This is a genomic window from Neobacillus sp. S1115 (assembly GCF_055385565.1).
Genome location: NZ_AP038275.1, coordinates 4,743,182 through 4,755,675, shown reverse-complemented (window position 1 = coordinate 4,755,675; position 12,494 = coordinate 4,743,182). Strand labels below are relative to the sequence as shown.

At 41.0% G+C, this 12,494-nt stretch carries 11 protein-coding genes, 1 other RNA gene and 1 other annotated feature (1 of these 13 cut by a window edge); all 12 genes read left to right on the top strand.

Annotation, left to right across the window (positions count from 1 at the left end; translation table 11 throughout):
• Positions 1-77 (top strand) — a binding site (T-box leader); it begins 163 nt to the left of the window's first position.
• 78 nt (positions 78-155) lie between these two features.
• The 12 genes from hisS (at position 156) to ACZ5B7_RS23250 (ending at position 12,395) form a co-directional block, all read left to right on the top strand.
• On the top strand, positions 156-1,427 hold the full coding sequence (gene hisS, locus ACZ5B7_RS23305) for a histidine--tRNA ligase (protein WP_464491144.1): 1,272 nt from the start codon (positions 156-158) through the stop codon (positions 1,425-1,427).
• Between the two features lie 15 nt (positions 1,428-1,442).
• Positions 1,443-3,212 (top strand): aspartate--tRNA ligase, encoded by a 1,770-nt coding sequence (gene aspS, locus ACZ5B7_RS23300; protein WP_464491143.1) that lies wholly within the window; start codon positions 1,443-1,445, stop codon positions 3,210-3,212.
• A gap of 67 nt (positions 3,213-3,279) precedes the next feature.
• Positions 3,280-3,477: non-coding RNA, 6S RNA (gene ssrS, locus ACZ5B7_RS23295), on the top strand.
• Between the two features lie 97 nt (positions 3,478-3,574).
• Positions 3,575-4,750, top strand: coding sequence for a nickel pincer cofactor biosynthesis protein LarC (gene larC / locus ACZ5B7_RS23290; RefSeq protein ID WP_464491142.1), 1,176 nt, complete (start codon positions 3,575-3,577; stop codon positions 4,748-4,750).
• Positions 4,751-4,752: 2 nt separating this feature from the next.
• Positions 4,753-5,379: a nucleotidyltransferase family protein gene (locus ACZ5B7_RS23285; protein WP_464491141.1), complete on the top strand. Its 627-nt coding sequence runs from the start codon at positions 4,753-4,755 to the stop codon at positions 5,377-5,379.
• Positions 5,380-5,465: 86 nt separating this feature from the next.
• Complete coding sequence (locus ACZ5B7_RS23280; protein WP_464491140.1) at positions 5,466-6,233, top strand: tRNA threonylcarbamoyladenosine dehydratase; 768 nt, start codon at positions 5,466-5,468, stop codon at positions 6,231-6,233.
• Between the two features lie 103 nt (positions 6,234-6,336).
• Positions 6,337-7,881 carry a spore germination protein gene (locus ACZ5B7_RS23275; protein WP_464491139.1) on the top strand — a complete coding sequence of 515 codons (1,545 nt, stop codon included), beginning with the start codon at positions 6,337-6,339 and terminating at the stop codon, positions 7,879-7,881.
• Positions 7,882-7,888: 7 nt separating this feature from the next.
• Positions 7,889-8,998, top strand: coding sequence for a GerAB/ArcD/ProY family transporter (locus ACZ5B7_RS23270; RefSeq protein WP_464491138.1), 1,110 nt, complete (start codon positions 7,889-7,891; stop codon positions 8,996-8,998).
• Positions 8,973-10,220, top strand: coding sequence for a Ger(x)C family spore germination protein (locus ACZ5B7_RS23265; RefSeq protein ID WP_464491137.1), 1,248 nt, complete (start codon positions 8,973-8,975; stop codon positions 10,218-10,220). The genes ACZ5B7_RS23270 and ACZ5B7_RS23265 overlap by 26 nt, the downstream gene beginning before the upstream one ends.
• Before the next feature lies 1 nt (position 10,221).
• Positions 10,222-10,377, top strand: a complete 156-nt coding sequence (locus tag ACZ5B7_RS23260) for a hypothetical protein (RefSeq protein ID WP_464491136.1) — start codon at positions 10,222-10,224, stop codon at positions 10,375-10,377.
• Positions 10,378-10,525: 148 nt separating this feature from the next.
• Positions 10,526-11,452 (top strand): ABC transporter ATP-binding protein, encoded by a 927-nt coding sequence (locus ACZ5B7_RS23255; protein WP_464491135.1) that lies wholly within the window; start codon positions 10,526-10,528, stop codon positions 11,450-11,452.
• On the top strand, positions 11,445-12,395 hold the full coding sequence (locus ACZ5B7_RS23250) for an ABC transporter permease (protein WP_464491134.1): 951 nt from the start codon (positions 11,445-11,447) through the stop codon (positions 12,393-12,395). Before ACZ5B7_RS23255 ends, ACZ5B7_RS23250 begins: the two co-directional genes overlap by 8 nt.
• Positions 12,396-12,494: the final 99 nt, after the last annotated feature.

The following is a 12,494-nucleotide window of genomic DNA, read 5'->3' as shown; positions in this document are numbered from 1 at the left end:
ACTGTTTGAGAGGAAGCCGCTGAACTTAAGCGCGCTTCAACTAGGGTGGCACCGCGGAATAAACTTCCGTCCCTTGTTTTTATACAAGGGATGGGAGTTTTTTTATTTTGTTTTGAACCGCCATACATAAATACGTATTTAAGGAGGTCATTGGCATGTTAATAAACATACCAAGAGGAACCCAAGACATATTGCCAGGAGAAGTAGAGCTATGGCAGATGATTGAAGAGAAGGCTAGAGAACTTTGTGAAAAATATCAATACCAGGAAATCCGAACTCCTATCTTTGAACACACGGACCTTTTTTCCAGAGGTGTCGGTGACACCACCGATATCGTTCAAAAGGAGATGTATACATTTGAAGACAAGGGCGGCCGCAGCATTACTTTAAGACCGGAAGGAACGGCTTCCACTGTACGGGCATTTGTGGAGAAAAAGATGTTTGGGCTTCCAGGCCAGCCGATCAAGCTTTATTATATGGGGCCGATGTTTCGATACGAACGTCCCCAATCTGGCCGTTTCCGCCAATTCGTCCAATTTGGCGTTGAAGCATTAGGCAGCAACGACCCGGCGATTGATGCGGAAGTCATTTCGCTTGCGATGAATCTATATAAAGAAATGGGTTTATCAAAGCTGAAGCTGATCATTAACAGCCTTGGTGACAAGGACAGCCGAAATGCGCACCGTGAAGCGCTAATCAATCATTTCAAACCAAGAATCGGTGAGTTTTGTTCGGACTGTCAAAACCGTTTGGAAAAAAATCCGCTTCGAATTTTGGATTGCAAACAGGATCGCGACCATGAGCTAATGAAGACGGCACCGTCCATCATTGATTATCTCAATGAAGAATCTAAAGCTTATTTTGGAAAAGTCCAGCAGTATTTAACCCAGCTTGATATTGAATTTGAGGTAGATCCAAACCTTGTCCGTGGTCTGGATTATTACAACCACACCGCCTTTGAAATTATGAGTAATGCCGAGGGCTTTGGTGCCATTACGACACTCTGCGGGGGCGGCCGCTATAACGGGCTGGTCGAGGAAATCGGCGGTCCAGAAACACCGGGCATCGGTTTTGCTTTAAGTATTGAGCGTTTCATTGCCGCTCTTAAAGCAGAAGGCATTGAAATGGAAATCAATCAAGGGATTGATTGCTACCTTGCAGCACTTGGAGAGGAAGCAAAGGATTACACTGTCGGCCTCCTGCAGCAGCTTCGTTTGGCTGGTTTTTCCGCAGAGCGGGATTATTTAAATCGAAAAATTAAAGCTCAATTCAAGGCTGCTGACCGCTTACAGGCGCGTTATGTAGCTGTTCTTGGCGATGATGAATTAAAAAACAATAAAATTAATGTAAAAAATATGGAGACAGGCGAACAAGTGGAGGTTGAACTGAATTCCCTCGTCAACTATTTTCAAGGTTTAAAAGCATAAAGGAGGATTTTTAGCATGTTTGGGAGATCGTATTTTTGCGGCGAAGTGCCAGAGACCGCAGTTGGGGAAAAAGTAACGTTAAAGGGATGGGTTCAAAGAAGACGCGACCTTGGCGGATTAATATTTATCGATTTGCGCGACAGATCCGGGATTGTTCAGATTGTTTTCAACCCGGATGTTTCAAAAGAAGCTTTAGAAACAGCGGAAAAAATCCGTAATGAATATGTTCTTGATATAGTCGGCACAGTCATTGCCCGCGAACCTGGAACAATTAATGAAAATCTTAAAACAGGAAAAATTGAAGTTCAAGCAGAAAAGGTAACGATCATTAACGAGGCAAAAACACCGCCATTTACCATTTCTGACAGGACCGACGCTTCTGAGGATGTCCGCCTGAAATACCGTTATTTGGACTTCCGCCGTCCGGTCATTTTTGAAACATTAAAGATGCGTCACCAAGTGACAAAAGAAATCAGGAACTTCCTTGATGGGGAAGGCTTTTTGGATATTGAAACACCGATTTTGACCAAAAGTACACCAGAAGGAGCCCGTGATTATTTAGTTCCAAGCCGCGTGCATCCTGGTGAATTCTACGCACTGCCGCAATCGCCGCAGCTGTTTAAGCAATTATTGATGGTTGGTGGCGTAGAACGCTATTATCAAATTGCCCGCTGCTTCCGCGACGAAGACCTGCGTGCAGACCGCCAGCCGGAATTCACACAAATCGATATTGAAACAAGCTTTTTAAGTCAAGAGGACATAATGGCCTTAATGGAAAAAATGATGTCCAAACTGATGAAGGAAGTAAAAGGTGTAGAGGTGGCAACGCCATTCCCGCGTATGGGCTATGACGAGGCAATGAGCCGTTACGGTTCGGATAAGCCTGATACCCGCTTTGGATTGGAGCTAGTCGATGTTTCGGAAATTGTAAAAGAGTCTGGCTTTAAGGTATTTGCTTCTGCCGTTTCGAGCGGCGGACAAGTGAAGGCGATTAATGTAAAAGGTGCAGCGGCTCAATACTCCCGAAAAGATATCGATGCGCTGACCGAATTTGTGGCTGTTTATGGTGCGAAAGGTCTGGCTTGGCTAAAAGCAGAAGAAGATGGACTAAAAGGACCGATTTCAAAGTTCTTCTCTGAAGATGATGCTGCAGCCCTGAAAGCTACACTGGAAGCTTCCGAAGGCGACCTGCTGCTGTTTGTAGCTGATAAAAAGAGTGTAGTAGCTGACGCGCTGGGAGCTTTACGGTTAAAGCTTGGCAAGGAATTAGAGCTAATCGACCAAAGCCGTTTCAATTTCTTATGGGTGACAGACTGGCCGCTGCTTGAATTCTCAGAAGAAGATGGCCGTTATTATGCTGCTCATCATCCGTTCACGATGCCTGTCAGAGAAGATCTGGAGTACTTAGATACTGATCCTTCCAAGGTTCGCGCCCAAGCCTATGACCTTGTATTAAACGGCTATGAGCTAGGCGGCGGATCGTTAAGAATATTTGAACGGGATATTCAGGAGAAAATGTTCAGTGTTCTTGGTTTTACGCCTGAACAGGCAAAAGAACAATTTGGCTTCCTGCTGAATGCTTTTGAATACGGTACACCACCGCATGGCGGAATCGCCCTTGGGCTCGACAGATTGGTTATGTTGTTAGCTGGCAGCACGAACCTTCGCGATACGATTGCCTTCCCTAAGACAGCGAGCGCAAGCGACTTGTTAATGGCTGCACCAAGCGAGGTTTCCGAGGCCCAATTACAGGAACTAAATTTGTCACTAAAAATTAATAAATAGCAGGCATTAGTTCACATGGTCACCTTGAAGGTGCTTTGAAAATATGCTATGATTAAATCAATCAAGAAGAGTCCTGAAATGTACGTTGTGTTACCTGAAGTTTTGACCGAACATTGTTTATTTGGGAGTCCGGAGTTTTCTGAATGCGTAAATGCCCCACTCCATTGCGAGTAAGGGGACTTACAATAACAGGAATAGGACACCCCCCTGCTGAGTGCGGGATCAAAACGAAGGATCAAAAAGCGACGGCACCATTGGGACTCTTCGTTTTTTTCGCAAACACACCTTCTGTCAGTGATGGCAGAAGGTTTTTATTTCATTTTTGATATATACAAAAAATTAAGAATGGGTGGAAGCCAATAATGAATACGCTCTATCTTGATTGTACTTTTGGCATTGCCGGGGACAGGGCTTTGGCCGCACTAATCGATATAGGAGCCGACATCTCTTACATAGTTGGTCATTTGAGAAGGTTACCAATAGAGCCGTTTGGAATCGAAGTACATAACATTACGAATCAAGGCATTGCTGCAAAAAAAATAAGCATCTTTTACCAATCGGAAAAAAAGCAACATCAGAGTGCGCAAGAGATATCTAAAATAATTGCAGAAAGTGAGCTCCCAGATAAAACTAAGGATCGCAGTCTGGCAATATTTTATGAATTCGCAAATGCCAAAGGAAAGCTAAATGGTATCGACTCCAATGAGGTTTATTTTGAAATAGCTTCTATAATCGAAATCATTGGCTTTTGCCTAGCGCTTGAAAGCCTCGAAATCGAAGAAATATTCGCATCACCCGTTCCGGCAGGTTTTGGCCACAAAATGACAGCTCACGAGCTTTATCCAATACCGTCTCCAGTCACGCTTGAGCTGCTAAAAGGGATTCCGCTTGCAGAACTAAACGTCCAAGGAGAATTGACCACACCAACAGGGGCAGCAATCTTGCGGGCGCTTGTGAAAAAATTTATGCCTATTGGCGGTCTTGTTGTGGACAAGGTGGGTTATGGGGCAGGTGAAGAGGATTTTGACCACCCGAATGTTCTAAGGGCATTATTCATCTCCCTTATTAAGCAAGACCCAATTCAAGAACGGGAATCTATCTATATATTGCAAGCCCAGCTTGATGATATGACTGGTGAGGGTCTTGGGTTTGCGATGGAACGCCTGCTGGCTGCAGGAGCTCTTGATGTTTTTTATACCCCTGTTTACATGAAGAAAAATAGGCCGGGCACCCTTGTAACCGTTTTGGTTTCCTTAAACCAGGCAGACCGCTGTGAACAAATTTTATTGGAAGAGACTACTACCTTAGGGGTCCGAAGAAGCATGTGGAGCCGCAATATTCTTGACAGAAGATTTATTGAGGTTGAAACTCCATATGGGCCAATTAAGGTGAAGCAGGCCTGCAGGGGGAATAAAATCCTTCACCAAGCTCCGGAATATGAGGATGTTGCAAGAGCGGCAAGGGAGCAAAAGGTACCGTTTCAAACGGTTTACCAATATGCCATGAATTTAGCAATGAATGAGCAGATGGGGGATTAAATATGGTCCATTTGATTCCCATTACAGCTGTTGTGTTAGCGGCAGGCAACTCCTCAAGAATGGGGGATTTTAAACCTTTGCTGTCTATCCAAGGGATTCCTATGCTTGAGTTGGTGCTAAGGAATGTTTTATCCTTCCCATTTGATAATGTGATGGCAATAATCGGCCATAATGAAAATAAAATTAAAGATGCCATACATATTCCTGATCAGCGCTTTAAATGGGTAAGCAACATCCATTTTAATCAAGGTTTAAGCAGTTCAATAAAAACAGCTGTTCAGCAATGCAATGATGAAACATGCGGTCTAATGGCCTTTCTGGGCGATCAGCCTTTACTTAAGAAGTCAACCATACAACAAATGATCCAGACAATCTTCGAAACGAACGCAATTCAATCAAAGTACATTATTCAGCCAATCTACAACAGTATTCCAGGACATCCAGTTTTTATATCTTCACAGCTGTTTTCATATGTTGGTGAAATAACCGGAGATCAAGGGGCAAAAGCGATATTTAAGTTTGCCGATAAACATTTCCAAATTCCCATAGATGATGAAGGGACCATTTTAGATGCAGACACCTATGAGGATTATCAAGATATTATCCAAAAGATAAAAAAATCATTCTAGGTGCTTCTGTTTTCAGGAAAGTATGATATATTTTTTAAGGTGAAAAAATAATAAAATAAATTGAATTTAATTTTGGAGTGAACACTATGCTGCATCAATTTTCTCGTAATGAGCTTGCAATTGGTAAAGAAGGCCTAGATATAATGAAAAACAGCACGGTTGCCGTATTAGGGATTGGCGGCGTCGGTTCTTTTGCCGCGGAGGCGCTTGCCCGTTCTGGAGTCGGCCGTCTAGTGTTGATCGATAAAGACGATGTTGATATTACTAACGTTAACCGCCAATTAATTGCCTTGCTGTCCACTGTAGGCAGACCTAAGGTTGAAATTATGGAGGAGCGGATTAAGGATATTAATCCCGATTGTGAAGTTATTTCCCTAAAGATGTTTTATACAGAGGAAACATATGAAGAAATTTTCGGCCACAAGTTAGATTTTGTTGTTGATGCTTCTGATACGATTATGTATAAAATCCATTTGATGAAGGAATGTTTAAAGCGAAATATCCCTATTATATCAAGTATGGGTGCCGCCAATAAAATGGATCCCACTCGCTTCCGAATCGCGGATATTTCAAAGACGCATACAGACCCGATTGCTAAGGTAATCAGAACAAAATTGCGTAAAGAACGAATTCACAAAGGCATTCCGGTTGTCTTCTCAGATGAAAGCCCAATTGTCATTCGCGAGGATGTAAGAAAAGTGGTTGGTAACGAAAAAGCTGAGATTCGGAAGGCGAAAATGCCGCCATCTTCTAATGCATTCGTGCCTTCTGCCTGCGGGTTAATCATGGCTAGCTATGTGGTCAGAGAATTACTAAAAGATATCAAAATATTGCGTGTAGCAGATGAGAAATAGTTCACAGGGCTCTAAGCATAAAATGCTTAGGGCTTTTTTTGGCTGAAAAATCATAAATACCCCTAAAATTGGAAAGCTATAAAAAAATGGGGTGAGGTGGTTTATGATGAAAAAAAGCTTTTTAAAGCCGCTTCGCAATTTGTTTAAAACGGAACCTCAATTTTACGAACAATCAAACCAACAAAGAATTCATTTAAAAGAACAGGATATAAGCAGTCATTATGAGCAAAATTTAGAAACTTTTAAGTCCATTTTTTCCATACCAAGAAACTTCGATGTCAAGATTCACGAGTTCAACATCCGTGCTCTTAATCGCCGTGCATTTGTTCTGTATATCTGTACCATGGTCGACTTAGAACAAATTCGAAAGAATATTTTCGGACCTCTAATTGAAAGCAATCAGCCGATAAGAGAGATTCAAGATATTGTTACCGCCCCAATTGAGCGGATAAGCACCCAAATAGGGGATATTACTGAAATCGTCACCAGTGGTTTTACCGCGTTATTTATCGATGGTGATGATCAATGCTATTTATTTGGAACAACGGAAGTTCAAGGGCGCAGTATCGAAAAATCCGATAATGAAGTCATAGTCAGAGGAGCAAAAGAGGCCTTTAATGAAAAGTTGGTCGATAATATTGCGTTAATCCGGAAAAAAGTTAAAAACGAAAACCTTATTTTTGAGGCGCTTGTTGTTTCAAAGCGCTCCAGAAATGACGTTTTGATTGTTTATGAACAAGACCTAGTGAATGATGAATTGCTGAAGACGATAAAGGATAAGCTTGAATCTTTGAATACTGACAGTATTATCGATTTAAGCATATTGGAGCAGTACCTTGAGGAACGGCCAAGATCGTTGTTTCCGACCATTTTAAACACAGAACGTCCAGACCGGGCGGTGTCATTTATAGAAGAGGGGCACATTATTTTGTTGATGTCCAACTCGCCTAACTGCCTTGTTTTGCCGGCAACCTTTTGGGCCTTGTTCCATTCACCGGAAGACCATTACCTGCGGACACCGTATGGTAATTTCATTCGGCTTTTGCGATTTATGGCATTATTTATTTCAATGTTTTCCTCTTCCTTTTATATTGCGATAACAAACTATCATGTCGGGATGATTCCGCCTGATTTGTTGATGGCCATGGCTGGTACAAGAGAACGAGTCCCTTTCCCTTCCATCATTGAAATTCTCATGATGGAACTGGCCTTTGAACTAATTAGGGAAGCAGGGCTGCGCGTGCCCTCTCCGATTGGGCCAACGATTGGGATTGTCGGTGCTTTGATTTTGGGCCAGGCAGCCGTTCAAGCCAACATCATCAGTCCAATTGTCATCATCGTCATCGCCTTAAGCGGGTTAAGTTCCTTTATTATCAGTGATACCAGTATGAATTTTGCGATTCGTTTAAGCCGCTTTTTGTTTATTTTTGCTGCAGGTTTTATGGGGATTTATGGAATGGGGGCATTAATTGTATTGGGCCTCTTTTATTTGGTCTCATTAAAGTCATTCGGTGTTCCTTACTTTGCACCGATGACCCCGCATTTCTCTTCGGGAAGGGACTTAATCATCCGTCCAGTACCTATGAAGCAAAGGTTACGCCCGGGTTATCTAAAGCCGAAAGATATGGTTAAACAAAGAAAGGATTAAGATTAGCATGAATCAGCAGCCGGGAAAACTTGGTATTAGAGAATATGTGTCAATCGCGATTTTGATGGTCGGTTTAAAAGCGACTGAAGAAACGCCAGCCGGTTTATATAATATGGTCCAAAATGCAGCGTGGATGATTCCACTTTTATCGGCTGTATTCTTCTTCATCCCGCTCTTTTTATTGATTAAAACAATGTCTTTATTTCAGGGGGAAAACTTGTTTTATGTGATTCAAAAATTACTTGGCCGCTATTTCGGTTTTTTTGTTTGCCTTGTTGTTTTTGTCCTTAGTTCATTTGCCATTTCGTTTGATTCTCGAGATTATACCAATATCATACGGGCATTTTATTTTAATACGACTCCCGTGTTGGTCCTTTATGCCATTTTAATAACGATTTGTGCTTACGGAGCGAAGAAAGGAATTCAGCATATCGGTTCAGTTTCTTATTTGATTATTTTTTATGTCATTCTCTCTTTCATTGTTGCGTTATTATTAAGTACTCAAGATAGTAATATTCAGGCCATGCTGCCAATTTGGGGGGCGGGAAAACTTTCTATTTTAAAGCATAGCTCGCAAAGAATTTCAATGTTTGCTGAATTTTTTATGCTTACCATGCTCGTTCCTTACTTAAAGACAAATAATGAATTTCGAAAAGGCACTTGGATTGCTTATTTTTGTGTCAGCATTCAAACAAGTGTTTCAACGCTATTTTTCATTTGTTTAATGGATCAATCTTTAGGGGGAATGGGTTTTCCATTTCATACGACGATTCGCTATATTTCACTGGGAAGTTATATTCCCAATATCGAAATCTTCTTTTTTGTCATCTGGATTATGGGAGTCTTTATCCGCTTCGCTGCTTTTTTGTATATAATTGCCCTGATGTTCGGTCATATTTTCAAAATCAAGGACTTTGAATACTTGATTCCACTGCTTGCAACTTTTTATTTATTGATTGGTAATATGCCAAACAATCCAATTGAGGTGTCGCTGGAACTAAAACCTTTGATTGGGGTGATATCCGGTCCCGTGTTTTCTGCCATTGCCCTGCTATTATGGATGTCTGCCTTGTTAAAAGGAGAATTTAAACATGCAAAAAACAAAAACAGTATGTAAAATTTTGTTGATAGTCGTGATTGTTTTTTCCTTAACAGGCTGCTGGGATCGTGAGGAAATGGAGGATAGATCCTATGTGATTGGACTTGGTATTGACCGTTCTCACCATAAAGGGAAAATCAAAGTGACCATGCTGCTTGCTAACCCGGAAGTAGGGAGTCAGCAAGGCGGCGGCGGTTCAACGGAAAAACCCAGAGAGATTGTTTCCTTTGATGCCAACGATATCATTGCCGCAAAAGTGACGGCAAATTCGGTTGTCTCGCGAATTATTAGTTATGATTTATTAAAGATTATCGTGGTTTCCGAGGGATTTGCGAAGGATCCAAAATTTTATAATATCCTTAATGACGTAGTCTTTGATAAAGAAATTCGCATGAACGCCTATTTGGCAGTTTCAAAAGAAAAGGCCGCTGAGTATTTCTTGAAAAATAAACCAAAAATGGAGACCAGGCCGCATAAGTACTTTCAATACATGATCGACCATGGTATAGAAAATGGTTTAATCCCCGATTCGACCCTTTTCCGCTTTTTTAAGACAACAGATAGAGGAGCAGACCTTTTTTTAGCGATGAACACCTCAGCTGTTAGGGAAAAGCATCCTAAATTTAAAGGGGAAGATGAATATTTTGCCGGGCAGCTGAATGCATCTGGAGAGTTTGATGATACTCAATTTATCGGGTCGGCAGTGTTTAGAAAAGGTGTAATGATTGGGAAGTTAACCGGCCAGGAAACAAGTATGGTCAATATTCTTGATGATACTACAAACATGAGTGATTTTTTTCTGGATATCCCTAATCCATTTCCAGGAAAACGAAATTCATTTGCCGTAAGAGTAATTAAAAAAGAAAACAATAATATCAAAATGGACCTAAAGGGTCCAAGGCCCAAGATTTTTATTACCATACCCGTAAAATTTGAAATCATGTCAAATCCTTCGAGGATTGACTTTACGAAAAGGAAAAATCAAGAAGTCATAAAAAGGCAAATCGCCAGCCATTTTAAAACGGAACTTGAAAAGTTTTTGAAAAAAACACAGAAAGAATTAAAAGGTGCCCCATATCCGTTGTCCTTTTACGCTCGGAGGTATTTTGGAACCAACCCGGAATTTGAAAAATTCAATTGGCCGAAATCGTATTTAAAAGCAGAAATTTCCGTAAATCCCGACGTTGAAATAATAGATTTCGGTAAAAGGCAAAAGAAAAACTTAAAGGTGGAGAAATAACGTGAGAATCATATCAATCGTTGTGTTGTTTGTTATTATCCTTTATTCCCTTGGCTTTGGCATCACCTTGTGGAAGGATAAACAAAGATTGGGGGCGATAGCCGTTTTTTTCCTTTGTCTAGCTATTGTTGTCCTTCCGTTTTTTTCGATCTTTTAATCATTCTCAGTCTCCAGCCCTAGTTTCTTTCCATCTTCAGCCGCTTAATTCCCTCCTAAAATTAAGTTAAGATCATTAGTGAATTAGTAGGAAAATTTTAACTGATGGGTTAAAATGTAGGGGCACTCGAAGAGAGGGGAGAAAATTTTTGGAATCAATTGTAGAATTAAAAAATGTAACGAAAGTGATTAAAGGCAGAACGATTATTGACGATATCAGCTTTCAGGTATATAAAGGCGAGGTTTTTGGTTTTTTGGGTCCGAATGGTGCTGGGAAAACGACGACTATTAGGATGATTGTCGGCTTAATGGGAATTACTTCTGGGGACATTATTATTGACGGTTCCAGCATTAAAACACAATTTGAAGACGCCGTCCGCCATGTTGGGGCCATTGTTGAAAATCCGGAAATGTACAAGTTTTTAACAGGTTATCAAAACCTGATACATTATGCGAGAATGGCCAAGGGAATAACGAAGGAAAAAATTGCTGAAGTGGTCGAACTGGTAGGGCTGTCTGACAGAATTCACGATAAAGTAAAAACCTATTCACTTGGGATGCGGCAGAGATTAGGGCTTGCACAATGTTTATTACATGACCCCGAAGTATTGATTCTTGATGAACCGACAAACGGTCTTGACCCTGCTGGCATTAGGGAAATCCGCGACTATGTCCGTCTGCTTGCCCTTGAAAAAAATATGGCGGTTATTGTTTCCAGTCACCTCTTGTCCGAAATGGAAATGATGTGTGACCGAATCGGCATTATTCAAAATGGGCAATTGATTGATGTCCAGCAGGTGAAGGAATTCATTCAAGGCAATGAAACGGTCCATGAATTGGAAGTAATTCCGAGCGAAACTGCATTATCAATCGTACACGCTTCCTTCCCGGATGCAGAGGCAAATCTGTCACGAAACGGAATATCTGTCAGTCTTTCAAAAGAAGAAATCCCCCATCTGGTTAAAATCCTCGTCCAAGAAGAAATCAAAATTTTTGCCATTAAGGAAACAGCGAAAACTTTAGAGGACCGCTTCCTTGAAGTGACGAAGAAGGAGGTGGAGGAAGCCCATGCTTAATTTAATTAAAAATGAATGGATGAAAATCTTTCGGCGTCCCGGCACCTATGTCATGATTGCGCTGCTGATTGTCATATCCTGCATCGTCGGTGCCTTTTTTAAATATCAGGAAACTGGCTCAGATTCTGGTCCGGAGAAGAATTGGCAGCAAACATTAAAGGAAGAAAACGATGCCTTAAAGAAGCAGATGGAACAAAGCCGGACCAAAATAGAAAAGGACTTTTTCAAAGAGGAAATCGCCATCAATGACTATCGAATTAAACATAATCTTCCGGCAAAAGAGAAATTTAATGTTTGGTCGTTTGTTAAAGAAGCATCCGAACTCATCACACTGGCTGGCTTGTTTACGATTATCATTTCCGCCGGAATTGTTGCGAGTGAATTTAATTGGGGTACCATTAAGCTGCTGTTGATACGGCCAATCAATCGAAGCAAAATATTAATTTCAAAATATCTGACCGTTTTATTGTTTGCGCTGACTATGCTGGCAATTTTATTTGTGTTTTCAGCGGCCCTTGGCGCACTGTTATTCGGAATGCCCGAGCATGCCGCTCCGTATTTAAACTACCATAACGGTACTGTTACTGAGCAAAATATCGTGGTCCATTTATTAATCTATTATGGTTTAAGCTCCATTGATATGATTATGCTTGCGACGATGGCGTTCATGATTTCTTCTGTCTTCCGAAACAGTTCACTTGCCATCGGATTATCTATTTTCTTATTATTTACTGGAGCACAATTTACCGCGCTGCTGTCTCTTAAGTTTTCCTGGGCAAAATATATTCTATTTGCCAATACAAATTTAATGCAGTACTTTGAAGGAACCCCGATGGTCGAGGGGATGACGATGAATTTTTCAATCTTTATTCTAGTTATTTACTTTGTTATTTTTCAATTTTTGGCATTCTTTGTGTTCAAAAAACGGGATGTTGCTGCATAATCAGATGAAATGGGGCTGTCTCATCTTAGCTGTTGAGACAGCCTCCTTTTTTCCAATTATAGTGAAATGATATGGGTAAACTATTTTGTAGAAAAAATT